Origin of the sequence: Rahnella perminowiae (genome assembly GCF_019049695.1) — a bacterium.
In the GTDB taxonomy this organism is placed as follows: Bacteria; Pseudomonadota; Gammaproteobacteria; order Enterobacterales; family Enterobacteriaceae; genus Rahnella; species Rahnella perminowiae.
The window spans coordinates 1-25,499 of record NZ_JAFMOT010000143.1; the positions used below are offsets into that span (position 1 = coordinate 1).

General features: G+C 47.7%; 27 protein-coding genes and 3 tRNA genes. 21 read left to right on the top strand and 9 right to left on the bottom strand.

Annotated elements, in window-relative coordinates; all coding sequences use genetic code 11:
* The coding region (locus J1781_RS01675) for an acyltransferase family protein (protein ID WP_217233120.1) at positions 1–733 on the bottom strand (733 nt) is incomplete at its 3' end.
* Between the two features lie 803 nt (positions 734–1,536).
* Here J1781_RS01675 and J1781_RS01680 point away from each other — a divergent pair.
* On the top strand, positions 1,537–2,667 hold the full coding sequence (locus tag J1781_RS01680; RefSeq protein WP_238483449.1) for a glycosyltransferase family 9 protein: 1,131 nt from the start codon (positions 1,537–1,539) through the stop codon (positions 2,665–2,667).
* 42 nt (positions 2,668–2,709) lie between these two features.
* On the opposite strand, the gene J1781_RS01685 is transcribed toward J1781_RS01680, so the two are convergent.
* Complete coding sequence (locus J1781_RS01685) at positions 2,710–2,958, bottom strand: hypothetical protein (RefSeq protein WP_129951873.1); 249 nt, start codon at positions 2,956–2,958, stop codon at positions 2,710–2,712.
* Positions 2,959–3,181: 223 nt separating this feature from the next.
* On the opposite strand from J1781_RS01685, the gene J1781_RS01690 reads away from it, so the two are divergent.
* Complete coding sequence (locus tag J1781_RS01690; RefSeq protein ID WP_235173145.1) at positions 3,182–3,604, top strand: hypothetical protein; 423 nt, start codon at positions 3,182–3,184, stop codon at positions 3,602–3,604.
* 305 nt (positions 3,605–3,909) lie between these two features.
* Complete coding sequence (gene leuA, locus J1781_RS01695; protein WP_217139254.1) at positions 3,910–5,580, top strand: 2-isopropylmalate synthase; 1,671 nt, start codon at positions 3,910–3,912, stop codon at positions 5,578–5,580.
* Here leuA and J1781_RS01700 read toward each other — a convergent pair.
* From J1781_RS01700 to J1781_RS01710, 3 genes are all read right to left on the bottom strand, one after another.
* Complete coding sequence (locus tag J1781_RS01700) at positions 5,567–6,325, bottom strand: AraC family transcriptional regulator (RefSeq protein WP_129951871.1); 759 nt, start codon at positions 6,323–6,325, stop codon at positions 5,567–5,569. The two genes, leuA and J1781_RS01700, sit on opposite strands and share 14 nt — an antisense overlap.
* 3 nt (positions 6,326–6,328) lie before the next feature.
* Positions 6,329–6,502: a hypothetical protein gene (locus J1781_RS01705; RefSeq protein WP_165383693.1), complete on the bottom strand. Its 174-nt coding sequence runs from the start codon at positions 6,500–6,502 to the stop codon at positions 6,329–6,331.
* A 106-nt stretch (positions 6,503–6,608) separates the two neighbouring features.
* Positions 6,609–6,833, bottom strand: coding sequence for a DUF2594 family protein (locus J1781_RS01710; RefSeq protein ID WP_015697982.1), 225 nt, complete (start codon positions 6,831–6,833; stop codon positions 6,609–6,611).
* A 737-nt stretch (positions 6,834–7,570) separates the two neighbouring features.
* On the opposite strand from J1781_RS01710, the gene uvrY reads away from it, so the two are divergent.
* From uvrY to deoR, 8 genes are all read left to right on the top strand, one after another.
* The gene (uvrY, locus tag J1781_RS01715; RefSeq protein WP_129951870.1) at positions 7,571–8,212 is read left to right on the top strand and encodes a UvrY/SirA/GacA family response regulator transcription factor; all 642 of its coding nucleotides are present in this window, start codon (positions 7,571–7,573) and stop codon (positions 8,210–8,212) included.
* Between the two features lie 7 nt (positions 8,213–8,219).
* Positions 8,220–10,055: an excinuclease ABC subunit UvrC gene (gene uvrC / locus J1781_RS01720; RefSeq protein WP_129951869.1), complete on the top strand. Its 1,836-nt coding sequence runs from the start codon at positions 8,220–8,222 to the stop codon at positions 10,053–10,055.
* Positions 10,056–10,111: 56 nt separating this feature from the next.
* Positions 10,112–10,660 (top strand): CDP-diacylglycerol--glycerol-3-phosphate 3-phosphatidyltransferase, encoded by a 549-nt coding sequence (gene pgsA / locus J1781_RS01725; RefSeq protein WP_129951868.1) that lies wholly within the window; start codon positions 10,112–10,114, stop codon positions 10,658–10,660.
* Between the two features lie 148 nt (positions 10,661–10,808).
* A tRNA-Gly gene (locus tag J1781_RS01730) sits at positions 10,809–10,884 on the top strand.
* Positions 10,885–10,942: 58 nt separating this feature from the next.
* A tRNA-Cys gene (locus tag J1781_RS01735) sits at positions 10,943–11,016 on the top strand.
* Positions 11,017–11,027: 11 nt separating this feature from the next.
* A tRNA-Leu gene (locus J1781_RS01740) sits at positions 11,028–11,113 on the top strand.
* A 756-nt stretch (positions 11,114–11,869) separates the two neighbouring features.
* The gene (locus J1781_RS01745) at positions 11,870–12,529 is read left to right on the top strand and encodes a metallophosphoesterase (RefSeq protein WP_217156495.1); all 660 of its coding nucleotides are present in this window, start codon (positions 11,870–11,872) and stop codon (positions 12,527–12,529) included.
* A gap of 83 nt (positions 12,530–12,612) precedes the next feature.
* Complete coding sequence (gene deoR / locus J1781_RS01750; RefSeq protein ID WP_129951866.1) at positions 12,613–13,377, top strand: DNA-binding transcriptional repressor DeoR; 765 nt, start codon at positions 12,613–12,615, stop codon at positions 13,375–13,377.
* Between the two features lie 5 nt (positions 13,378–13,382).
* Here the strand turns inward: deoR and J1781_RS01755 are convergent, their stop codons facing one another.
* Complete coding sequence (locus tag J1781_RS01755; RefSeq protein ID WP_217219212.1) at positions 13,383–13,859, bottom strand: GyrI-like domain-containing protein; 477 nt, start codon at positions 13,857–13,859, stop codon at positions 13,383–13,385.
* A 177-nt stretch (positions 13,860–14,036) separates the two neighbouring features.
* Between J1781_RS01755 and J1781_RS01760 the strand changes: the two genes are divergently transcribed.
* The 3 genes from J1781_RS01760 to J1781_RS01770 all read left to right on the top strand — a co-directional run bounded on the left by J1781_RS01760 (position 14,037) and on the right by J1781_RS01770 (position 15,262).
* Entirely contained in the window at positions 14,037–14,546 is a 510-nt protein-coding gene (locus J1781_RS01760; RefSeq protein ID WP_129951864.1) for a YlaC family protein, read from the top strand.
* Positions 14,547–14,674: 128 nt separating this feature from the next.
* Positions 14,675–14,950, top strand: coding sequence for a hypothetical protein (locus J1781_RS01765; protein WP_217219213.1), 276 nt, complete (start codon positions 14,675–14,677; stop codon positions 14,948–14,950).
* Between the two features lie 48 nt (positions 14,951–14,998).
* Positions 14,999–15,262, top strand: a complete 264-nt coding sequence (locus J1781_RS01770; RefSeq protein WP_238483450.1) for a hypothetical protein — start codon at positions 14,999–15,001, stop codon at positions 15,260–15,262.
* 75 nt (positions 15,263–15,337) lie between these two features.
* On the opposite strand, the gene J1781_RS01775 is transcribed toward J1781_RS01770, so the two are convergent.
* Positions 15,338–15,550: a YccJ family protein gene (locus J1781_RS01775; RefSeq protein WP_129951862.1), complete on the bottom strand. Its 213-nt coding sequence runs from the start codon at positions 15,548–15,550 to the stop codon at positions 15,338–15,340.
* Positions 15,551–15,729: 179 nt separating this feature from the next.
* On the opposite strand from J1781_RS01775, the gene J1781_RS26305 reads away from it, so the two are divergent.
* The 3 genes from J1781_RS26305 (at position 15,730) to J1781_RS01785 (ending at position 17,202) form a co-directional block, all read left to right on the top strand.
* On the top strand, positions 15,730–15,861 hold the full coding sequence (locus tag J1781_RS26305) for a hypothetical protein (RefSeq protein WP_013576285.1): 132 nt from the start codon (positions 15,730–15,732) through the stop codon (positions 15,859–15,861).
* Positions 15,862–16,126: 265 nt separating this feature from the next.
* Positions 16,127–16,510 (top strand): DUF2502 domain-containing protein, encoded by a 384-nt coding sequence (locus J1781_RS01780; RefSeq protein WP_217233122.1) that lies wholly within the window; start codon positions 16,127–16,129, stop codon positions 16,508–16,510.
* A gap of 431 nt (positions 16,511–16,941) precedes the next feature.
* Complete coding sequence (locus J1781_RS01785; protein WP_129951860.1) at positions 16,942–17,202, top strand: hypothetical protein; 261 nt, start codon at positions 16,942–16,944, stop codon at positions 17,200–17,202.
* Between the two features lie 60 nt (positions 17,203–17,262).
* Here the strand turns inward: J1781_RS01785 and mdoC are convergent, their stop codons facing one another.
* Positions 17,263–18,444 (bottom strand): glucans biosynthesis protein MdoC, encoded by a 1,182-nt coding sequence (gene mdoC / locus J1781_RS01790; RefSeq protein ID WP_129951859.1) that lies wholly within the window; start codon positions 18,442–18,444, stop codon positions 17,263–17,265.
* A 330-nt stretch (positions 18,445–18,774) separates the two neighbouring features.
* On the opposite strand from mdoC, the gene J1781_RS01795 reads away from it, so the two are divergent.
* From J1781_RS01795 to J1781_RS01805, 3 genes are all read left to right on the top strand, one after another.
* Entirely contained in the window at positions 18,775–20,310 is a 1,536-nt protein-coding gene (locus J1781_RS01795) for a glucan biosynthesis protein G (protein ID WP_129951858.1), read from the top strand.
* The gene (gene mdoH, locus J1781_RS01800) at positions 20,303–22,885 is read left to right on the top strand and encodes a glucans biosynthesis glucosyltransferase MdoH (RefSeq protein ID WP_129951857.1); all 2,583 of its coding nucleotides are present in this window, start codon (positions 20,303–20,305) and stop codon (positions 22,883–22,885) included. The genes J1781_RS01795 and mdoH overlap by 8 nt, the downstream gene beginning before the upstream one ends.
* Before the next feature lie 199 nt (positions 22,886–23,084).
* Positions 23,085–23,330 (top strand): YceK/YidQ family lipoprotein, encoded by a 246-nt coding sequence (locus tag J1781_RS01805; RefSeq protein ID WP_129951856.1) that lies wholly within the window; start codon positions 23,085–23,087, stop codon positions 23,328–23,330.
* 6 nt (positions 23,331–23,336) lie between these two features.
* Here the strand turns inward: J1781_RS01805 and J1781_RS01810 are convergent, their stop codons facing one another.
* Positions 23,337–23,744: a MysB family protein gene (locus J1781_RS01810; RefSeq protein WP_217218937.1), complete on the bottom strand. Its 408-nt coding sequence runs from the start codon at positions 23,742–23,744 to the stop codon at positions 23,337–23,339.
* A gap of 113 nt (positions 23,745–23,857) precedes the next feature.
* On the opposite strand from J1781_RS01810, the gene J1781_RS01815 reads away from it, so the two are divergent.
* Complete coding sequence (locus J1781_RS01815) at positions 23,858–25,186, top strand: recombinase zinc beta ribbon domain-containing protein (RefSeq protein WP_217233123.1); 1,329 nt, start codon at positions 23,858–23,860, stop codon at positions 25,184–25,186.
* The last annotated feature ends 313 nt before the right edge of the window (positions 25,187–25,499 follow it).

The following is a 25,499-nucleotide window of genomic DNA, read 5'->3' on the forward strand; positions in this document are numbered from 1 at the left end:
GTTTAACGCCAACGATAATTACTAATAAGGTTGCGAAAGAAATATAAATCAACGCTTTATAAATTTTATTAATAGATGGGTATTTTTCAAAAAGCAATTTTGAAATTGAATGTGAAAGTATCCCAAGCGATATGCCGAATAAACATCTAATCATGCCACCAGAAATTATTGTATAGTAACTTTGCGTGATATCACCCACATTGGCGCCTGTGATATAAAATAAAATCACAGAAGCTATTAAGGCGATAAAAACAAATACAAAAGAATAACATGCTAAAAGTACAACAATAGAACCAATATAAAATTCAGTCGAAATAGACCAGGTTGGCGGATTGAAAAATGGTTTCATACCCCCCAAGTTACTTAAAAGCGTAAGATCTCCTACTACACCTCTTTTTGACAGTGTGCCGATCCACTCAGGAAAAAATTCGCCCTGGGATATGAATAGACAGAGTGGTATTAGTAAAACTGCAAATATATGTAAAGGATAAAGTCTGAAAAATCTAACAATTAAAAAAGAAATCACACCAATTTTTTTATTAGATATTTTTTCTTTGTAGTTATAATAAAGAACTATACCAGATAAAATGAAAAAAATATCAACTGCGAATGTTGCGTTCCTGAAGAAGTTAAATCCAGTCCCCCAGCCAGTGAAGTGACTATATGAATGAGACAATGCAACAAAAATAGCTAGTAAACCGCGAATGCCGCTGAGTCCTTTAAGTCTTCGCATGAAATTATACCTTTGAGTTTTGTCTCAAGATTGTAGCAACAAGGCCCCTTACAAGAAACCTTCTTCACCCATTCTTTCGTTGCTGCTCAGGTACTTGAGATTTCTCCGGCTTTTCCCGCTTCACAATTTAAAATCATCGTGATTGCACTGTATGCATGAACAGTGTTTTTAAGGGGGCTATGCCAAAGAATTCAGACATCAGAGAGGCATTCGTCAGGAGCCTCACGCGAGATCATAAGCGCGGCCAGGTTGTGACGACGGCTCGATTCGTTTCAGAGTTAGCGAAGCTTACATCACTTCTGGTCAAAGCAGGAGGTGAATGCGTGGATCGAGCGCTATCAAACTTACTTCCGTGATTACACAGACCATCATGGAGAAGATAAATGTTACTCTCTGAAAAACATGGGTTATGTGATTTGACATCTCATATCGGAAGTGACTGGGACAAAGGTGGGACGCATATGAAATGACGAGCGTTAACTACGCTTGCCATCTTTTTGCATGTCGGGACGTGTGAGCGAGGCTACTTGCGGTAAGTTGATGATTCAGAGGGTGGTTCTACGCACTTAATCAATTGGTCGGCGGTTCGAACCCGCCACGACCCACCAACAATTTTTAAATCAATGAGTTAATCATAACCCCTCTTTCCCAGGCACTATTTCCCTCATTTGCCGTATAATGCCATTTTTATAAAATGGATAGTAATATACCTGACAATTCGGCACGCCGGTTTTGACGCAAGGATAATTTAAAATTATTCCTTTGTGAGAGTCAGCGGTTGTTTGATTTATAAGCGGATGTTGTTGGCTATTGACTGGCTAAAAAGAGGTTTGTACGTGTCCTGGAAAAATATCAGAATCAAATTAATCAATGTTTTGCTGTCGTGTTATAGCCAGTGTGCAGGAAATCTGAGAAATATAACGTCATTTGATAAAGAGCATGACTTTGAGCGGGTAGTGATATTTTCTACAAAACGGCTGGGTGATTTTATGTTCAGTACGCCGGCCATAAGGGCGGTAAGACGACGTTATCCGGCAGCAAGGATTATTCTTGTTACCAGCCAGCAAAATTCACAGCTGGTTGAGCCCGGTGACAACTTTGATCGCGTTCTTCCTATGGATAATCACTACAGTGACATGAAAAAACTTGTCTCTGTTCTGAGAAGAGAAAAGCCTCAACTAGCCATTATTCTTCATAGCCGCGCCCCTTATGATATTATCGCTTCCATCATATCGGGCTGTGAATTTATATTTAAAGATTATTACCGTAATGAACCTGCAGGTATGGAGAAGTGGTTGTCCGGTATTACCCGGGGACAATCGAAGCATATTATTCAGAGAAAACTTGATTTAGTCAGTTTGCTGGGCAGCAAACCTGATAATACGGAGATGTTTATACCTGCACGGATTCCTGCATTCGATAAAAAACCTGGCAAGATCCTTATCGGGCTGCAAATGGGGGCATCTAAAATGACGCACCGATGGCCGGTAGAACATTTTGCAGGTCTGGCCAAGCTGTTAATTGAAACGTCACCGCTTTTTCATCTGATCCTGATTGGTTCACCCGCCGAAACTGAGATCGCAGAGCGTTTTATTGCCAGGATGGAAGAGGCGCACGGAGCACAATTTACTGATATTACGGGAAAAACAACTATGCCGGAGTTGTTGTCAGTGATCGATGCGATGGATCTTTTAGTGACTAATGATACAGGACCGCTTCATTTAGCGATTGCAGCTAAAACGAAGACCATCAGTCTGTTCGTGCTTAATTCACCCGACGAAAACGGGCCTTATCAAAACCCGGAATTGCACAAGGTTATTTACAGGCCACCTGTCGAAAATGACCCATCCCGCCAGCTGAAACATCCGATGGACAGAATCACCGTTGAGGAAGTCTACAATGCAGTTGTTGAAAAATGCCTGAGTGAGGGCTGATGATGTTCTTCCCTGCGACATGAAAAGTCGCAGGAAGAAAAATCAGTACATAATCGTCGTATTAGGGCTATCGCCATTTTTGAGTTGTTTTTGTACGCGCATGCACAGGCTGAAGATCAGTAAATGAACATGCGTGATAAATGTGCTTTCTTCGGTGAACTGGTCACTGCGTAAGACGACCGTCTCCGAACGATTCTGTTTGGCAACCAGTAACTCAATCCCTTTTTCGCGGAATTCTTCTTCGTAGGCTTTTACGATCCCGGCGGGGGCGATAAGTGTGTAACTGTACATAGGTATTCCTGAAACTGAGTTGAACGTCTGATCGGAAAAATCTTAACAAGAATATCAAATACCAGTAGCTGGCTATTAGCAATTCGGGTGATGTTTTTTTGTACTAATGTCACAGATTGAGATGACTTTTGAAGGTTGCGGACATTCCGTAACCTGCACCTGCCGGTTTTTGTTGCCCGCCACGCGCACACTGCTATCATTCGTTCATAAACTCAGGGAGATAATGATGAAAAAAACACTGGTGGCCTTGGCGGCTTTATTCTTAGCCGGGTGCGCAGCCAATCCTTATGAACCGACGCTGCAGGTTAAGTCATCTTTCGCTAACGCCAGCGCGACCCCGCCGGCAGGGCAGACCCATATCCGTTTACACCGTTTAGAACAGTGGTCAGTTGTGCCGTTTGAGAAAACGTGTCCGCTGATGGTGTTTTTAGACGGACAGACCGTGGCTTCACTGCATTTTAATCAGTACGTGGATTTGAATGTGCCGAACGGGATACGCACCATTGATGTTCGCATTGCCTGTGCACTGACTAAAACATCGGGTTCGATTACCGTAGATGCGAACGGTAAAAGCATCAGCCTGGAAACGGATCGTAGTTTCTTCGGAACCTATAACATCCGGCCGGCAGGCAGCAGCAATAAATAACACAATAAATAACCCGCCGAGTGCGGGTTTTTTTTAGGTGCACAGACTATACATTGGCATCAGAGATAAGACGTTGGCCATCCGGAGATCGGGCTATGTTGCCGCGATCCCGGAAATAAAAGCCCTGCGCCGAGTCACATTGCAGTTCTTCCCGCCACATCAGCATGACGCTGATTCATTGATCATTCTCTTTTTGTCCGTTTTGCGGGGGTTGCTGTCAGTTAGTCAGGCGCAGGCATTTATCGTTTGCGTACTATGGCTTTAACGGAACATAACCGCAGCCTCAATGATAAATGGAGAATCGTATGTTAAACGACCCGTCGCAAAAGTATCGTCCCTTCCCGCCGGTGAATTTACCTGACCGCCGCTGGCCGGGAAATATCCTCGATAAAGCCCCGCAATGGTGTTCAAGTGATCTGCGTGACGGTAATCAGGCACTGGCAGAACCTATGGATAATGCCCGTAAGCGTCAGTTTTTTGATTTGCTGGTGAAGTGTGGTTTTAAGCAGATTGAGGTGGCGTTTCCCTCGGCTTCACAAACCGATTTCGATTTTGTCCGGGGCCTGATTGAAGAAGGGCTCATTCCGGATGACGTGGTGATTCAGGTTCTGACACCTTCGCGCCCGGATCTGATTGCCCGCACTTTTGAGGCGCTTAAAGATGTACCGCGCGCCATCGTGCATTTATATAACGCGACTGCACCGGTATTTCGTGAAGTGGTATTTAATCAGGATCAGGCCGCAACACGCGAGCTGGCGGTTCGCGGCGCTCAGCAGATCCGTCAACTGTGCGGGCAATATTCGCAGACAGAATGGACATTTGAATATTCGCCGGAAACCTTCTGTTTCACCGAACTGGAGTTTGCACTGGAAGTGTGTGAAGCCGTGGCGGATGTCTGGGAGCCGGGCGCTAAAAGACCGATGATCATTAATTTGCCGGCAACCGTGGAGGTCAGTACTCCGAATATTTACGCCGACCAGATTGAATGGTTCTGCCGCCATTTCAGCCGCCGGGAACAGGTTTCAATCAGTGTTCATCCGCACAATGATCGCGGAACCGGGGTAGCTTGTGCAGAGCTGGCGATGCTGGCCGGTGCCGACCGCGTGGAAGGATGCCTTTTCGGTAACGGTGAACGCACCGGCAACGTGGATATCGTGACGCTGGCACTGAATCTTTACACTCAGGGCGTCGCGCCGCAGCTGGATTTCAGCAATTTGCAGGCGATTGTCGAGGCAGTGGAAGAATGCAACCAGTTGCCTGTCCATCCGCGACATCCGTATGCCGGTGAACTGGTATTTACGGCATTTTCGGGTTCGCATCAGGATGCCATCAAAAAAGGGTTTGCTGCACAGAAAGTGACGGAGAGCCCTGTCTGGCGCGTGCCGTACCTGCCCTTAGATCCGGCGGATGTCGGTTGCAGCTATGAAGCGGTGATCCGCGTTAACAGCCAGTCCGGGAAAAGCGGAGCGGCCTGGTTGCTGGAGCAGAATCACGGGCTGAAATTACCGCGTGGTTTGCAAATTGATTTCAGCAAAGCGGTGCAACGTGAAACCGATACGCATGGCAAGGAAATGAGCACCAGCGATATCTGGCGGCTGTTCCGTCAGCGTTACGGATTAACCGATCAACCGGGGGTAAAACTGCTGAGTTACGACATTCGCAGCGATGAGCAAAATGTCTGCCATTTCAGTGCACGGATCCGTTATCGCAATGAAGAACAGCATATCGCCGGTAGCGGTAATGGTTTGCTGTCCGGTGCAGCCGATGCGCTGCGTCGCAGTTACGACGTGCAACTGGAAATCGGTGATTATCACGAACATACGCTGGGGCAACAAAGTCACAGTCGTGCTGTGGCGTATCTGAGTTGTCGCGGGCGGTTGGGGGAAAATTATTATGGCGTAGGCATCGACAGCGATGTGTCCAGCGCCTCATTGCAGGCGCTGTTCAATGCAGCCAGTGCTGTTATGGCTGATTAAAATATTCGCTGGGTGAGACGCCGAGTGACCGGCGAAACATCGCACTGAAGGCACTCGGGCTGTCGTAGCCGAGTGCCAGCGCCACATCAATAACGGAAATCCCCGCAGCAAGCTGATTCAGCGCTTCGAGCAATTTTGCCTGACGAACCCAGTCACTGAAACGTAATCCGGTTTCGCGCTGGAAACGGCGCGAAAGTGTGCGGCTGCTGATATCCAGACGCTGCGCGACATCTTCCAGCTCCCAGGATGAACACAGATCTGCACGAATCTGTTGGCAAAGTTCGGTCAGCTCCGGCTCTTTTGGTTCCGGCAGGTAAAGGGGCAGCGTCGGCAACAGACGCAGTTCATCGAGTAATAATTCCATGATGCGTTCATCGCGCCCGCCGGACAAATAATCGGCCGGAATGGTCAGCGATGATAAAATCAATTCACGCAGCAGCGGAGAAATCTGTACTACCTGGCATTGCGCAGGTAAATCAGCACGGGCCAGGGGATCGACAAACAGTGTGCGGGCCTTGACACCACCGATAAAACGCAGGCTATGTTCAACATAGGCAGGCAGCCAGACTCCCCGCCCGGGCGGCACCATCCAGGTGCCGAGTGACGTATGCACTTCTACAATGCCGGATAGCGTATGAATCAGCTGTGAGCAGTTGTGACTGTGGGCGGGTTCGCTGTCGCCATGTTGATAATCAATGGCCAGAGGCGCAATCGCCTGATGCGGAGCAAGGAAGTTGTGATGCATTGATCAATGATGTTTCTGTTTTTTGGCATCTTCTACGGCTTGCCTGGCTTCTTCTGCCGCTTTTTCAATTTCTTCTTCAGTCAGTTGTTCCGAAACTTCAAACAGTTCGCCTAGCCCGTCACTGACATGGACTTCATCGGCTTTGCTTTTGTTTTCTTTATTATTTTCATCGCTCATGCGTATGTCCTCATTGAATGAATCAGGGCTTGATTATAGCAGACATTACGGGGGATAACCGGAAGGAGAAGGCAGAGCCTGCCAGGCGACAGACTCTGAAAAAGCATTACTGGCGGTAAGCGAACTTAATTTGCTGCAGGGAATTTTTGAACACTTCAGCCTGCTGTTCGTCTTCCATCTGCGCGACAAAACGTTCCATATTCAGCATCACTTTACCGGCGTCAGCCTGGCCAATCGCTTTCAGGATCAGGGTCAGGGTGGCTTTCAGGCAGGCAACTTCTGTAGCCAGTGTTTCAACGTTTGCTTCCGTTGTAAAATCGCAATTACTCATTATTTTTATCTCCTCAGGCATGCTGTCAGGCAGCGTACTGAATTCTGAACCGGTGAAAAGTGGCCGCATTTTAGCATAGATGGCATGTTTTAGGGCAGCGTCAGAAAGGATGCTTAAAATGCGCGGCGATGTGCCCGCATATAGACTTTTCTGACAGTCAGTAAAGAATACTAAACATAATGAGTGGTTGAGAGTCTTTCATGTTTATGTGCAGAGTTATTCATATAAGCCATCGGCAATTCGTGCGATCACAAATAATAATTGGATATATCATAGATATATGAAGGGACCGTGTTGACGCTTAAATAGTCAGGCCGGTGTAAAGAGAGTTTCAGATAAGAGAAAAGACCGGCGGTTATTTTCTTACAGTCTAAAGAAGAACGCAAATTTCCCTGGTTCACCATTGATTAGAAAGGTATTTTTTATAATTTATTAAGGCCGGTGATTGTACTTCTCATTTACATTCAGCAAACTAGTTTTTTGCAGACATTTCTTGGTCAGGAACGCCTGATAGAGTAAAATACGCAGGCTATAATAAATCACAGTATCTTTCTGTTTTAAAAATACTACCGATGAGCGGTAGTGGGGCGAGTTTGTTGATATTGGCCTCTTATTTGTCACCTTCTCTTCATTTATAAGCTGTCTGAGAGCAAATTTAATGTTCGCTACGTAGGTTTACGTAAGACAAGTGTGAAGTCCCTGACGGTGTGTTGCCCTTATTTTTTGGAGAATTCTCTTTGATTAGCGTTCTTCTTGTTGATGACCACGAACTGGTGCGCGCAGGGATCCGACGCATTCTGGAAGATATCAAAGGCATCAAAGTTGTTGGTGAGGCGCAATGCGGTGAAGATGCCGTCAAATGGTGTCGGACCAATGACGTTGATATCGTCCTGATGGATATGAATATGCCAGGTATTGGCGGGCTTGAGGCGACCAAAAAAATCGTCCGCTTTTCCCCCGGTATCAAGATCATCATTTTAACGATTTATACTGAAAATCCGCTGCCGGCCAAAGTAATGCAGGCGGGGGCTTCCGGTTACCTGAGCAAAGGGGCGGCTCCGCAGGAAGTGGTCAATGCCATTCGTCTGGTTGACTCGGGTCAGCGTTATATTGCCTCCGACATTGCTCAGCAAATGGCATTAAGCCAGATTGAACCGCAGTCCGAAACGCCTTTTGATTCCTTATCCGAGCGTGAACTGCAGATCATGCTGATGATCACTAAAGGGCAAAAGGTCAATGAAATTTCTGAACAACTTAGCTTGAGCCCGAAGACCGTTAACAGTTATCGTTATCGGATGTTTAGTAAATTAAATATCAGCGGTGATGTTGAGTTAACACATCTGGCAATACGACACGGTTTATTCAACACGGAGACTTAATCAGGCAGTGAGTGATGAGCGTTTCGACCCAAAAGCCTTTCTGAAAACGGTTACCAGCCAGCCGGGCGTCTACAGAATGTATGACGCCAGCGGCACCGTAATCTACGTAGGTAAAGCCAAAGACCTCAAAAAACGTCTTTCGAGTTATTTTCGCGTCCAGGTTTCCAGCCGTAAAACCGAAACTCTGGTCAAAAACATCGCGCAAATTGATGTCACCGTGACCCACACGGAAACCGAAGCGCTGCTTCTTGAACATAATTACATCAAACTTTATCAGCCACGTTATAACGTATTGTTGCGCGATGATAAGTCATATCCGCTGATCTTCCTCAGCGCGGATAACCATCCAAGACTGTCAGTACATCGCGGCGCTAAGCACGCCAAAGGCGAGTATTTCGGGCCTTTTCCGAATTCCTATGCCGTACGTGAGACACTGGCGCTGCTGCAAAAACTTTTCCCGATACGCCAGTGTGAAAACAGCGTTTACAGCAACCGTTCACGTCCTTGTTTGCAATATCAGATTGGCCGCTGTCTGGGGCCGTGTGTCAAAGGGCTGGTGAGTGAGGAGGATTATAAAGATCAGGTGGAATATGTGCGCCTTTTCCTCTCCGGTAAAGACCAGCAGGTGGTCACGCAACTCGTCAACCGCATGGAAGAGGCCAGTAAAACGCTGCGTTTTGAAGATGCCGGACGGATACGCGATCAAATCCAGGCTGTACGCCGTGTGACAGAACGACAGTTCGTGTCGGGTAACAGCGAAGATCTGGATGTGATTGGCGTGGCCTTCGACTCAGGCATGGCTTGCCTGCACGTTCTGTTTATCCGTCAGGGCAAAGTATTAGGCAGCCGTAGTTATTTTCCAAAAGTACCGGGCGGCACCGATCTGGGCGAAGTGGTGCAAACCTTCGTCGGACAATTTTATTTACAGGGCAGTCAGCAACGGACACTGCCCGGTGAAATTCTGCTGGATTTCAGTCTGGCGGAAAAAGATCTCCTGGCCGATTCGCTCAGCGAACTGGCCGGGCGCAAAGTACAAATCCAGAGTAAACCACGGGGCGACCGTGCCCGTTATCTGAAACTGGCGCGCACCAATGCCTCTGCTGCGCTGACGACCAAACTGGCGCAGCAGTCGACAATCCATCAGCGGATGTCAGAACTCGCAAAAACACTCCATCTTGCGGAAATTAACCGCATGGAATGCTTCGACATCAGCCATACTATGGGCGAGCAGACGGTCGCGTCCTGCGTGGTTTTTGACAGCAATGGTCCGGTACGTTCTGAATACCGGCGCTATAACATTACCGGTATTACGCCCGGCGATGACTACGCGGCGATGGCGCAGGTACTGCAACGTCGCTATGGCAAAGCGCTCGATGATAATAAAATTCCTGACGTCATTTTTATTGATGGTGGTAAAGGGCAACTCGGCATGGCGCTGGATGTGTTTCATTCGCTGAATGTAGAGTGGGACAAATCTAAACCTTTACTGATTGGTATTGCGAAAGGTGCGGATCGTAAAGCCGGGCTCGAAACTCTGTTCTTTGTGCCAGAAGGTGAAGGGATCGCGTTACCTGCGGATTCACCGGCGTTACATCTCATCCAGCATATTCGTGATGATTCGCATAACCATGCCATTACCGGCCACCGGCAGAGACGTGCAAAAGTCCGTACGACCAGCGCACTGGAAGAAATTGAAGGCGTCGGACCGAAACGGCGCCAGGTTTTACTGAAGTACATGGGAGGCATTCAGCCATTACTGAATGCCAGCGTAGAGGAAATTGCGCAGGTACCGGGTATTTCAATCGCATTGGCAGAAAAGATTCATAATGCGTTGAAACACTAAGGGCAATGTAGCAACATACTCATAATATCCACACCGGACAAACAGTTACCTTCGCTATGCAATTTAATATACCTACGTGCCTTACCCTGTTCCGCGTTGTACTGATACCGTTCTTCGTGCTGGCCTTTTACCTGCCTTATCCGTGGGCATCAATGGCCTGTGCGCTGATTTTCGTTTTTGCTGCCGTGACAGACTGGTTTGACGGCTATCTGGCTCGCCGCTGGAAGCAGACGACGCGTTTCGGTGCATTCCTTGATCCGGTCGCCGATAAAGTGATGGTGGCGATTGCGCTGGTGCTGGTGGCTGAGTATTTTCATTCCTGGTGGATTACTCTCCCGGCCGCCACCATGATTGCCCGTGAAATCATTATTTCCGCGCTACGTGAGTGGATGGCTGAGATTGGCAAACGCAGCAGTGTGGCGGTTTCCTGGATCGGTAAAGTGAAAACCACAGCGCAAATGCTGTCGCTGGTCGCGCTGTTATGGCGTCCTGATGCCATCGTGGTGTGGGTGGGTGTCGTTGCACTTTATATTGCGGCAGTGCTGACTTTCTGGTCAATGTTCCAATATCTGAACGCTGCGCGCCATGATTTGCTGGAACCCTGATCAAACTGCCGCAAAAAACGTCAAACGATCGCATGAAGCAGATAATTTTATTGACTCAATCTGTCAGGTCAGTAGAATGCAACGCATCGGAAGGCAGCCAGTCTTGTGCCAAAAGATTAGTTAAAAAAATCAGTATGTTCTGATTAAAGCGGGAATAGCTCAGTTGGTAGAGCACGACCTTGCCAAGGTCGGGGTCGCGAGTTCGAGTCTCGTTTCCCGCTCCAAATTTTCTTAAACTGATTGTTGAATTGGTTTAAGTGCAAGACAAGTAGTAAGATTTAAGGCGCGTTAACAAAGCGGTTATGTAGCGGATTGCAAATCCGCCTAGTCCGGTTCGACTCCGGAACGCGCCTCCAATTTTCCCGGAGCCCGGGTGGTGGAATCGGTAGACACAAGGGATTTAAAATCCCTCGGCTTATGGCTGTACGAGTTCAAGTCTCGTCCCGGGTACCATGGAAAATTAACCGAATAATCAAAAGCAATACAGTAGTAATGTCGTTTATAGCCACCCTCGGGTGGTTTTTTTATGCCTGAAATTCATGCCTTCCTGATGCAATAAAAAAGGCCACCTGTACAGGGGCCTTAAGTGTTTCTTCGATACATCCTTCACGCACACGGCCTCAGACAGAATGAAATATTCTGAACACGGTGTCGGATGTTGAATTAAAAGGGATGAAGAAAACAGAGATTAAAACAGCCCCGAGGGGCGTTTTTAGGGTCAGAATTCACCCGATGAATCAGTGTTGCTCAATGCCCTGATTGATAGCGGCAAATGGTAGTTAGGCTGGCTGGTGAAAAACGCCTGCAGAGCAACGCGTTTCTTCCTGTCGATTGAGATCTCTTCCATGGTTTTGCGGAAGATACTGTACCGGCCACAAGAAGTGCAGGTCACAGTAACTATTTTCGCCGACATATTAACCGACGTCTTATTCGTGCTTTGACACAACGGACACTCGTCTTGAGCGCTTAAAACTGTGGAACTCATAAAACCTCCGGTTTTACTTAGAGCGGGCAATAGTCTAGCACAAAAAGGCGTCAGTTACTTAACGATAATTTAATTATCAGTGGATTTCAGCGCCAACTCAGTGTAGAGAGCGCACAAGCCGCTGATGAGAAGAGGAAAGTTTTCTGCCACTTTTCTCCGCTTTCCTCCTCATCATCTTGCATTACACTTAAGGTATTCGTTCCGATTATGGATTTTTGCCAAGTATGATTTCTGCTCTGTACCAGCGTATTGATTGTTCAATATACAGACACATTTATATTGTCGGCGATTTGCATGGTTGCCTGAGTCTGCTTGAGGAGAAACTGGCGAAAGTGGCTTTCGATCCCCACCGTGATCTGCTGTTATCGGTGGGCGATCTGGCCGATCGTGGGCCTGACAGTGTCGGCTGTTTGAAACTGCTTAATGAAAGCTGGTTCGCCTGTGTACGTGGAAACCACGAGCAGATGGCGATTGATGCCATACACGAAGAGAATATCTCGCGCTGGTTACGTAATGGCGGAGACTGGTTTTATGCACTTGATCAGGAGCAACAGGAACAGGCAAAAGCGCTGATTTTACAGGCTGACAAGCTGCCACATATCCTCGAACTCACCACCCGTGCGGGCAGGCACATCGTAGTGGCTCATGCTGATTATCCTTCCGGCGAATATGTTTTCGGTAAACCTATGGATGGTTATGAAGTTATCTGGAATCGTGACCGTGTGAATTATGCGTTGGCCGGTCGTTTTCAGTCGATTACGGGCGCTGATGAATTTTATTTTGGACATACGCCGGTCGAGTCTGCCATGCAATTTGCCAATCAGTTTTATATTGATACGGGTGCTGTGTTTGGCGGTTATCTGACACTTCGTCAGTTGCAGTAATGTCAGTGTTAGCGGGGTTTGCGGTGGCTGGCGGGCAGCGGTATAGTGGGCGGCTGCGAACCGGGAAGGCGTGAGATAGCATCATGGAAAATAAGCGTGAAGACAGGATCCAGCGTCTTTTGCTGGCATTAAAAAAGACCGACAAAATTCACCTTAAAGAAGCGTCCTTACTGCTTGATGTTTCGGAAATGACGGTCCGTCGGGACCTCAGCGCGGCCCCTGCGCCGGTAATTTTGCTTGGCGGTTATATTGTTATTGATCCGAAAAATAATCCGGCGACGCATTACTTTATCAGTGAACAGAAAACACGCCATATTGCTGAGAAACAACGCCTTGCTGCCCGCGCGGCCAGCCTGATCCAGGATAATGACACGGTATTTTTTGACTGCGGTACAACAATGCCTTATGTCATTGAAAATATTGCCGATGACCGGGTGTTTACCGCCATTTGCTATTCGCTGAATACCTTTCTTGCGCTACAGGAAAAACCTCACTGCGAAGTTATCCTGTGCGGTGGGGCGTTTAAATCCAGTAACAGCATTTTTACGCCTCTCGGACGCAGCAGTGAGCTCGACTTTATCCGCCCGGCGAAAGCTTTTATTTCCGCTGCGGGCGTCACGATCGGGCACGGTGTGACGTGTTTTAATTTTGATGAGTTACTGATGAAACATCAGGCCATAGAACGCTCAGCGCAGAGTATTCTCGTTGCTGACAGCAGCAAGTTTGATCAGGTCAGGCCCGCCGCTATCGCACCCCTCGCACGATTTAATGTGGTGGTCAGCGATGCTGAACCACCACAGGCTTATCTCGATTTTTGTGTGCAGTCCGATATTGCATTGCTGGTTTAACGCTTTCAGCGGATTGCCGGGATTTTTTCGACTGACTGATAGAGAACCACTTCCCAGATGCCATTGTTGGAACCGTCGCTGAGATAGTGTTCAAAGCACGCTTTTCCGTCCGGACGATAGGTCGTACTGGCCAGCAGTTGGCTATAGAATTCCCGCCAGACCTTTTCAAAATTGCCGTCTGTTATTGTGGTGTGATACGCCGCATACGTGCCTCCCGGCAATGTTTGCAACGCCAGTCCCTGTGCATCATCCAGAATAAAATTATCGGCTACACATACTGACGGATCAGCACGCAAAGCTTCTGCCGGCGTGATATCAGGATTATCATGAAACCACGTCAGCCATTCATTTTGCGTCTGATGGTGCCGCGCAGCCCATTTCATCAGTTGCTGAAAACCACTGTGGATTGACTCCTGATAGGGGCCAACCACCCGGTAGCTGACCAGCTTTTTGGCCGGTCTCTCTACAATTAATAATGCCATGATGATCTCCTTTTATCTGACATGCATTGAGCGGATTCCATGGTGAGTAGAATGTAAGTGCAAAACTATAACAGTTTGACGATTAACAGCGGTTAACTGCTCTACGCGCTATAACAGTTGTCGTGATAAAATAATACAATCAGATTGCATTATAGTCGTGACGCAATGAGGTATGAGATGGACGTAATCAAAAACGTATTAAACAGTGAAATTGATCGCATCAACCGCCTGGAAGGGCGCGATGGTAAGGCGCGGATCAATGCTGAGTTTTTTGTAAATCACCCATGGTTATGCCTGGCTATGCTGGTTGGGTATATCGCCGTAGGCATCGTCATGTACGTTTCACCTTATATGGGGCTCGGATGGTTTATCGGATTTACGGCTTTCCTGATCTTTATGTCCGCGATGTTATTGCTGGAAATTAAACCGGTTTATCGCTATGAAGATATCGGGGTGCTCGATTTACGCGTTTGCTATAACGGCGAATGGTATTTCAGCCGTGAGCTTCCCGCTGATGCCGTGAAGCAAATTCTCAGCGCTGCTGAGGTCAGTGAACACATTAAAAACCGGATAGAATCGATTGTCCGCCACAAAGGTTTTGTGGATTTCTATGATGTCTATGATCTGGCCCGGCTGGAGCGCCAGTTGCCAGACGGCACCGGAACCGCACAGTTAGCTCACTCATAACACCGCTAAACATGGCAACAGGCCATGACGTTACCCTGCATGCTCTGATAAAATAGCGGCTGGACATCATTTTCGTGAATGTATATCACTGTGCGAAAAAAGATGTTGAGCCGTTACAGGAGCGACCAGTGGAACGAATCAAACTTACCATTCATCATCTGCACAAAATCATTTCGGGCGAAAAACAGGATGCACAAGCTACCGCACGCATTTATGGTGGCGATGAACTGTTAGTTACCGAAACGATGACCGGGCAGGCTGCGCATTTTGATCGTTTCATCAAAGCCGAACACGATAACGGCAAACCTTTGAGAGTGGAGTGGGACAGCGACGGCAGTGCACAAATGTCCGTGGCCCGTGCCGAAGTGTGTCCTTGCTGTGGCGGCGACGCCTTACACGATTGATTTAATCCGGCAATGGCCGCAAGCAGAGTAAAAGCCAGGCAGAGGTGAATGATGAAATTTATCAGCAACGAATTTGAATACCGTCAGTGGATAATGGATGAAATATTCCAGGCGAGCGCGGTAGGCGAAACCTCTGAGTTTGCCGATCAGGAAGTGGATGATTTTATCTTTGACGCCCGCCCGGTGGCTTATCCGTGCGTGGCTGTGATGATCCAGACACCCGGCGAGCCAGGGGTGTGTGAACCACGTTTTTTCTACAAAGAGCAAGTCTTTGAGTGGGCACATAAAATGGGATTTGGCTTCGACAGCTAACGCCCTGATGCTTTAACGCAGATTCAGCCCTAAGTCAGACTCAGGGCTGGTTGTCAGCCGCTGACGCAGTGATTATCAGACATTTTTCCGGTCAATCTTCTCTTCGCCCCAGAACAAATGGTCTTCCTTGGTTTTGGCGAATGCGATAGGCAATACTTCATCGTTGCCTTCTTCCCAGATTTTCTGTGCCAGCGTCTCGTCGTTATTCGCCAGTTCGAAAATGGCCTCAGCGATTTCGTGAGAGGTTTCACGGGTATTTGCCCACGCTTTGATGTTTGACGTCGTCATCCGGTTCTCCTCATATTTATTTCGAAAAAGTGTCTCCGTGACACCGTTGCATTCACTATAACTATGGTTTCCCGAGGCACTTTATGCAAATCCTGCGGCCTCAGGGCACAAAAAAACCGACGCCGGGCATGGCCTGTCGTTTATACTGGATACGATTTTGAACATTTAAGGTGATGAGAATGAGCGACGATATTTTTGATTTTGACATTGATGCTGCACTGGAAACTGCCGAAGTTAAAGCAGCTGAAAAAGCAGCGGAAGTGCCTGAAGCCGTTCAGGACGAAAGTGACTGCGAAGGCTGCAAAATCTGATTTTGCCCGGCTGATTTCGCACAACAAAGCAGCAAACAGAAAACCGCCACGGCGGTTTTTTTGTATCTGTCATTCAGGGTTACTTCGCCCTTATGCGCTGAATTTCCTTTGCCGCCATAGCGTTGCAACGGGTTGCCCGCAATGGCGTACTGATGCAATTGTAAGGGTTCCGTTAAGGGTTTTTTTTTGGGATAAATTCCTATAGAACAGGAAGATAGCCGGGAGTACTTTGTCACCACCTGATAAGCAGGTTGTGAGGTTCACAATGAAAAAACTGATTTTAGTTCTCGCCGTTTTGCTAACTTTGCCAGCTGTCGCACAGGCGAACGTCGAGCTTGGCGTTAATATGCCAGGGTTGTCACTGCATATCGGTGACCGTGACGACCGCGGATACTATTGGGATGGGGGCGACTGGCGTCCACCGGGCTGGTGGGAGCATCATTATCGTGATGAAGGCCGCGGTCACTGGGTTTATTACGAACCGGCACCACCGCCACGCTACTGGCATCATGAATACTGGCATGAAGGTCCGCCACCCGGCTATTGGCGCGATGGTCCTCCTGGTCACTGGCGTGATGGTCCTCCTGGTCACTGGCGTGATGGCCCTCCGGGACACTGGCGCGAAGGTCCGCCTCCGGGGCGTTGGTAACACAAGTTTGATGAGTTGAATGACAGGCGTTAAAAAGATTTTGGGAACAGGGTTGGCAGTGGCGATGCAAAAGTATCCCCAATGTCAGTTCTGTTCCCTTCACATCCCATCCCATCCCATCCTAAGCTAGCCTGGCCCTTATCCCCCGCGATTAATAATATTCTCCTAACTAATTGGTTTATCAATGAAAGTGACGTGATTCATTTGTTTGAATTATATAAGGATGTGTTTTTTTGCTATTAAGTGCGGATGAGTTCGGTAAAAGCCTTTTAAGAGCAATTGCAGCTTGCTAATGATCATTTGTATGTTAATTTCCTGTTATGAGATCGGCAATGGATGGCTCGACTACGGCACATATCTGATGAAACAGGCCGTCACACAGGGGAAAACCCTGTCAGATATGTAATATGTCATTTAGCGAGATTATCCCTATGCAACTGATTAAAAACGATTTTGAATACCGTACCTGGATGCTGGATGCCTATTTCTATCAGGATAAAATAGAAGGCGATAAGTTGCTGACTGATGAGGAAATGGATGATTTTCTTTTTGAATATCGTCCGCAGGAATACCCGTGTCTGGGCAGCGTGACACCCTCAAAGGAATGTTCGCTGGAGCTGGACATCACTTTCTTTTATCGGGGGCACATTTCAGAGTGGGCAAAATCAATGGGACTGATAAGCACCAAATAATTCCCTCTTACTTTATCCGTCTTACAAAAAGCGCCTGAGGGCGCTTTTTGTCGTCTGGCATCAGGAAGCCTGATTCTGCGGCGGCACGTCGGTTGAGTTCTTTTTAACCGGCTGCTGTGGTTTGCCTGAGAACAGGAACCGCAGGATAGGGATGCGCTTATGGATCTCATACAGCAAAAAGGCGATACCGAATACAAATACCAGCCCCAGCCAGAACCCCAACCAGTCGCTATGGATTTTCGGTGTAATGAACGCCCCGTAAATCAGCGTTAAAGGATGGTGGATAAGATAGATAAATAAGGATGAATTGACCAGGTAGGTGATCCACGGTGCCTGGAAATTGAGTAAATAGTGGCTGAAGGAAAACACCACATTGACCATCAGGAACCCGAGCAGGGTTGTGATGATGGCATCGATTTCCATCGAGTACAGCTGGGGTGTATTGACATGTTGATTGAACATGTAAGCCGCGAACAGGAAAATGCTGACTACACCGGCGGTAGCCGACGGTTTCAGAAACAGTTCTTTCAGCCAGGAGAATTTATAAGCAAGCGCACCCAGGATGAAAAATGGCAGATAAAACAGTGTCTGCATGACAATGAAATTAAATGCACCGTTGGAAAGTAAATGCGGCGCAAAAAGATACAGGCTTCGGTTAAATGCTGCGTAAATTAAACCGATAAATAAAAAGATAATTGAGAGTTTTCCTAAGCTGTTTGTACGGCTTTTTATTATTTGAATACGACTAGTCTTAATTTCTTTAATGAATTTGAAGAGGTAAAAACAAATGCTGGTGAGAATGACCAGGGTTAGCAGGAACCATAAATGCGAAACCAGTTCCCAGACGGTAATGTTAATTTTCTGATAAAAATCCAGATTATCCCAATCAGAAAATTTGCTGGTGAATTTCATCAGAAAATAGAGTTGGGGGATAGTGATCAGCGGGAAGGCTGCCGCCAGTGGAATGGCAACACGCTCCAGGCGCACCTTCAGCCATTGCTGTGGATCATAACGCTCATACAGCATATAAGAAAAATAGCCGGAGATAACAAAGAATACCTGCATACGAAAGGCGTGAATAACATCATTGAATATTGTCAGGCCGTGAGAAGGTATTGCACTGTTTACCGCCCAGATATGACTGGAGTAAATCAATGATATATGAAAAGGAATACCCAGCAGCATCAAATATGCGCGGATGGAGTCTAAGAAAAACTCACGTTGTGGTTTTGGCTGTGTCATTACGTATCCATTGTAAGTAGCTCATCCTAATTTTAGAGCGTAATTTGTCTTTAAGGCTAATTTCGCACGTAAGCAAAAATGACCATCGTTGACATTAGTTTAGTTTCTAACCTTAAAACATGCTTTGTTATAGGACAAGTTTCCATAGCCGGAGTTTCAACGAATTGATATCCTTGTACCCTGTTGCGCTTAAACGGTTCATCAATGGATGAACCATCGACTGCTCAAGTTGTCGGAAACCTGACACTTCCCTTAAAATAGTTACAGTGAATGAATGAAGCGCGCGTAGGAGACAAGGTGTCAGATAAAAATTTTTCCATAGGGTCACGTATGATCAAAGTCCGTTTGCTAAGTGCCGCAGTGTTGATGACCATGTTCACCTCATCTGCCTGGGCTTTTTCTATAGATGATGTTGCCAAACAAGCGAAGGCATTAGCCGATAAAGGTTACGAAGCGCCGAAAAGCAATCTTCCGTCTCAGTTCCGCGATCTCAAATTCGCAGATTATCAACAAATTCAATTCAATCATGACAAAGCGTACTGGAAAAATCTGAATACGCCTTTCAAGCTTGAATTTTATCATCAGGGTATGTACTTCGACACGCCGGTGAAAATCAATGAAGTGACCGCCGATTCAGTCAAAGAGATCAAATACAGCCCGGACTATTTCAACTTTGGCAACGTCAAGCATGACGCTGACTCAGTGAAAAACCTCGGCTTTGCCGGCTTCAAAGTGCTTTATCCCATCAACAAAGCCGACAAAGATGATGAGATTATGAGTGTGCTGGGTGCCAGCTACTTCCGCGTCATCGGTAAAGGCCAGGTTTATGGTTTGTCTGCCCGTGGTCTGGCGATCGATACTGCGCTGGCTTCCGGCGAGGAATTCCCACGTTTTCGTGAATTCTGGATCGAACGTCCTAATCCGGATGAAAAGCATTTAGTCATTTATGCCTTACTGGATTCTCCGCGTGCGACCGGCGCTTACCGTCTGGACGTTTATCCGGGTAAAGAAGCCACTGTTGACGTACAGTCTCAGGTTTATCTGCGCGATAAAGTTGGCAAACTGGGTTTGGCTCCGTTGACCAGCATGTTCCTGTTTGGCGCAAACCAGCCTTCGCCGGTGCTTAATTACCGTCCGGCGCTGCATGATTCCAACGGTTTGTCTATCCACGCGGGTAACGGTGAATGGATCTGGCGTCCGCTGAACAATCCGAAACACCTTGCTGTCAGCCAGTTCTCTATGGAGAACCCGAAAGGCTTCGGTCTGCTGCAACGTGGTCGCAGTTTCTCTAACTTCGAAGATCTGGATGACCGTTACGACCTGCGTCCAAGTGGCTGGGTTGAAACCAAAGGCGACTGGGGTAAAGGGAAAGTTGAGCTGGTGGAAATTCCGACTGCGGATGAAACCAACGACAACATTGTGGCTTTCTGGACCCCTGATCAGTTGCCTGATGCCGGCAAACCGCTGAGCCTGAACTATCGTTTACATTTCACCCGTGAAGAAGAGAAATTGCACTCTCCTGATCTGGCGTGGGTCGAACGCACTATGCGCTCTACCGGTGACGTGAAACAGTCGAATCTGATCCGTGAGCCGGATGGCAGCGTGGCTTTCCTGGTCGACTTCGTCGGTCCAAACCTGAAAGCACTGAAAAGCGACACGCCGGTGGTGTCTCAGGTCAGCGTGGGCGACAACGGTGATCTGGTTGAAAACTCCGTACGCTATAATCCTGTCACAAAGGGCTGGCGTCTGACGCTGCGCCTGAAAGTTAAGGATCCTAAGAAGGCGATCGAAATGCGCGCTTCTCTGGCCAATGGCGATAAAACTCTGAGTGAAACCTGGAGCTATCAGCTGCCTGCAAATGAATAAGTCAACGCACTCTACTCAAGATTATGTAGAAGCCTTGCCGCTTACTGATGAACAGAAAGCGGCGCTCTCTCAGCAGCTTCCTGCTGAGCAGGAGCTGGCTTTTGCTACTGTACATCACCGTTTAGGCGGTGATGTAACGACCACGGTTAATGCGGCCGATCCTGATGCGCCTCTGGTGTCAGTGAAAGCCCGTGTCGGCGCAAGCTGGCCTGATGCCCTGGAAAAGGGCACCTTAGACGAAACCGATAACGAAGGGCGCACGATTACCCGCGCCATGCCACCGGTTAAACGCTCCAGCATGTTCCCTGATGTCTGGCGCACCAACCCGGTCGGGCGTTTCTGGGACAACCTGATGGGGCGCAGCGCGGTTTCGCGTCACACTACGTCACATATGCCTGAGTCGGAAAAGCGCTGGCGCCACGCCGGTTCCGTGCGTCGTTATATCCTGCTGGTTCTGATGCTGGTACAGACGGCAATTGCTACCTGGTACATGAAAACCATTCTCCCGTACCAGGGCTGGGCACTCATCGATCCAAGCGATATGCTCAATCAGGACTGGCAACAATCTGTTCTGCAATTACTGCCTTACGTTTTACAGACCGGGATCCTGGTGCTGTTTGCCATCCTGTTTTGTTGGGTGTCGGCAGGATTCTGGACCGCGCTGATGGGCTTTTTACAATTGCTTATCGGCCGGGACAAATACAGCATTACCGCGTCGACCAAAGGTAATGAGCCGCTGAATCCGAACAACCGTACAGCATTGATCATGCCGATTTGTAACGAAGACGTGGAGCGCGTTTTCGCGGGTCTGCGTGCAACGTATGAATCAGTCAAAGCGACGGGAGATTTGGATCAGTTCGATATCTACGTGCTGAGCGACAGTTACGACCCGGATATCTGCGTAGCGGAACAAAAAGCCTGGATGGAAGTGTGCCGCGACGTTGAGGGTCACGGACGTATTTTCTATCGCCGTCGTCGCCGTCGTGTAAAACGCAAAAGCGGTAACATTGATGACTGGTGCCGTCGCTGGGGCGGGGAATATGCCTATATGGTTATTCTTGATGCCGACAGCGTCATGAGTGGCGAATGTCTGACCGGCCTGGCCCGTCTGATGGATGCCAACCCGAACGCCGGTATTATCCAGTCTGCGCCAAAAGCCTCAGGCATGGATACGCTGTATGCGCGTTGTCAGCAATTTGCGACCCGTGTTTACGGCCCGCTGTTTACTGCTGGTTTGCATTTCTGGCAATTGGGCGAATCCCATTACTGGGGCCATAACGCCATTATCCGCGTGAAACCGTTTATCGAGCACTGTGCACTGGCACCGTTGCCGGGTGAAGGTTCCTTTGCGGGTTCCATCATGTCTCATGACTTTGTGGAAGCAGCATTGATGCGTCGTGCTGGCTGGGGTGTATGGATTGCTTATGATCTGCCCGGCAGTTATGAAGAGTTGCCACCGAACCTGCTCGATGAGCTGAAGCGCGACCGTCGCTGGTGTCACGGGAACCTGATGAACTTCCGTCTGTTCCTGGTAAAAGGTATGCACCCGGTTCACCGCGCGGTGTTCCTGACGGGGGTCATGTCTTACCTGTCGGCACCGTTATGGTTTACCTTCCTGGCTTTGTCGACCGCATTGCAGGTCGTGCACACGCTGATGGAACCGCAGTATTTCCTGCAACCCCGTCAGCTATTCCCGGTATGGCCGCAGTGGCGTCCGGAACTGGCGATTGCCTTGTTCTCGACCACCATGGTGTTGCTGTTCCTGCCAAAACTGCTGAGTATTGTGCTGATTTGGGCGAAAGGGGCAAAACAGTTTGGTGGAGCATTCCGTCTGCTGATTTCCATGTTCCTCGAAATGCTGTTCTCAGTATTGCTGGCACCGGTACGTATGTTGTTCCACACTGTCTTCGTGGTCAGCGCGTTCCTGGGTTGGGAAGTGGTCTGGAACTCACCGCAGCGCGATGACGACGATACTCCATGGGGCGAAGCCTTTAAACGTCACGGTTCTCAGCTGTTGCTGGGTGCGGTCTGGGCGGCCGGTATGGCGTGGCTGGACTTGCGTTTCCTGTGGTGGCTGGCACCCATCGTTTTCTCTCTTATCCTGTCGCCAATCGTCTCTGTACTGTCGAGCCGGGCAACGTTAGGGATTAAGAGTAAGAAAGCCAAACTGTTCCTGATCCCGGAAGAATACGATCCTCCGCGTGAACTGGTGGCTACCGAGGAATACCTGACGCTGAACCGTTCGCGTAAGCTGCAAAACGGCTTTATGCATGCAGTCTTCGATCCGGGCTTCAACGCGCTGGCAACGGCGATGGCAACATCCCGTCACCTGCTGCGTGAAACGGTAGAAAACGGCCGTCGTGCTCATCTTGAGCATGCGCTAAAAACCGGTCCTAAGGATCTGGGCAAGGCGGATCGCCTGATCCTGTTAAGTGATCCGGTGCTGATGGCGCGTTTACACTCTGCCGTGTGGACGCAACCTGATCAGCAGGTATGGAGTGCTTACTACGCGCAACTGCCTCGTAATGTGCAGGCATTCCCTGTCACTCAGACGCCTGAAGTTAAATCCGCCTGAAAATGACATGGGGTAAATAAAAAACGGGCAGTATGTGAACGCATACTGCCCGTTTTCTTTGTGACGAAAGGCGGATTACACTTTAGCGGGGAGCGCCGGAATTTTTTACCTTGCCTTAACATAAGGCACACAGGGTGCGTGATAAGCTGACGGTGTTGCTGAATAGACTTCTTTTGAATTGAATCGACAGGTTGGGTGAGTGATTAATCGGGTTATTTTTCGCGGGTGTGCGCTGGCATTGCTGGCGACGATGCTGACCGGATGCGGCAGTATTATCAGCCGGACTGTGCCGGGACAGGGGCATGGTAACCAGTATTATCCCGGGGTGCAGTGGGATTTACGGGACAGCCCGTGGCGTTATGTCACTGTTATCGATGTTCCTCTGTCGATGATTGTCGACACGTTCATGCTGCCGGTTGACGCCCGCCACGGGCCTTATGAATAAAGTGACTTAATCGATATCACGACCCGGGTATTCGTCTTCATCGTCCCATTCTTCAGATGCCGCTTTACCTTCTTCAGTATCGAGCGGCGGTTCATGCTGATATTCACCTTCATCCCATTCATAAAGCGTGGCTTCTTCCTGCCATTCTTCTTCGAGTTCTATCAGATCATAATCCTCATCAAAGATGGCCTGCGCCGCTGCGCCGCTGCGGAACGTCAGCGCATCGATGGAATCTCCTTCACCATTGAGGAACTCCGCCTGCCACATCACATCGCCATCCTGCATGATATATTTTTGCAGATTAAACTGATCCGGAATGGGTTCTTCGTCGTCATGGATCCGATCCTGCGCGGCTTCGAGGAATTCTTCGCGGGCGGCATCAATAGCTTCTTCAAGCGTTGCGTATAGTGACATACTTTCTCCTGTGATCATTTTGTATGATTAGTGAAGGATAGACCAAGTTTGTCGAGGGTAAAAAAAATGGCGATAAAAAAATTAAGTCTTATTTATACACTCGTATCAGTAGCTTGCAGCAGCAAGCGGGTTATGGGATTGAGCGTCAGATTAACACTGTAATGGATTTTCTTTCTGAAGCGTCCCTGCCCGCAGGCTTGGGTTATGAACTTGATCCAAATGACTACGAATTGCTGGAAAGTGATTTAGGGAAGTCAGCCTATAAGGGACACAACTTCACCAAGGGGGAACTCGGACGTTTCAAAGAAAAGGTAGTTAAAGGTGAAATTACCGAAGGGATTTTACTAATCGAGAACGTTGATAGGTTTTCCAGATTACCTGACTACGAGGCTATCGAACATTTTAATGCTTTGATCAAACGTGGTATTGACGTTCTTGAAGTTGAAAGTGGACAAGTATTCAGTACAAAACTTGATGGAACACTTTCTAAGCTTGCTGTTTCAATTGAAAGGTCACATCAAGAGAGTAAACGTAAGGCTCGGTTGACAACACGTAATTGGGAAAAGATGAAAAGGAATGCTCTTGAAACAGGGAAGGCATTGAAAAATAATTGTCCTAACTGGTTATCTATCAGGAATGAACAATATGAAGTAGATGAAGCAATGGTAGCGATAATGAAAGTCGCCTTTGAACGTTTTGCTGAAGGTTATAGTGCTGCTTCTGTTGTGCGGTTCATGAATGATAGTAATCAGCTGATCAACGATCGAAAATGGAACACTATGAGCATCTATCATATGTTCCGTAATCGTCGTTTGATTGGATATATTGATAAAGTAAAATATTACCCCGCAGTTATTGAAATAGAACTGTTCAATCGCGTTCAAAGCATGATTGGCAGTTCTAATAAAAGTCAGAAAACCACCCAACATCAGAGAAGTATTTTTAACGGTATAACGAAATGTGCACTTTGTGGATCAGGCATGATTGTTCATTCTACAGGGAAGGGAATTTTGTATCTTCGATGTATTGGGGAGCGTAGCCAGAATGGTTGCAAGAATGGATTAATAAGGTATCCTGTTGTTGAGAGGATCTTACTGAATCATATTAATAAATTAGATCTCTCGAGAATTTATAATTCAGGAAATGATGTAAGTGTTATTGGAGAACTACATAACAAATTAGCATCACTTAATCATTCAATACAGGAATATCAATCAGAATTGGAAGGTGCTGATGATATTGTTGTGTTGCAATTGTCTCGGGTACTAAAAAAACTCAATACAGAACGTGATGAATTAGCATCTAAGATTGCTGGACACAATCTTACCAGTTATGAAAAAGTAGATTATGATATTGAATCAATAGTAAATCAAGAGAACTGGGAACTGAGGCAGAAAGCTAATATAGAATTAAAAAAAATAATAAAACAAATTCAAGTGTAAAGACGGGGTGATGAAAAAGTACTCTACCTTATAAATATTCAATACTACACTGATGTTCTAAAACACGTACTTATTATGAATAATAGTGGTAGCTTGATTAGTGAGATAACTATAACCGAAAAAGAAAATGAACGTATCTATCAAGTTAGGGAAGATGGTGGAGTCGTGTTCAAAGTAGAGTCAGATTGACCTGCTCCCCGTTGATTAATACACCACGATGTTAGTAATGTCTTCATAAGCCACATGAGGACATCCCCATGAAGAAGCGTTTTTCCGACGAACAGATCATCAGTATCCTCCGCGAGGCTGAAGC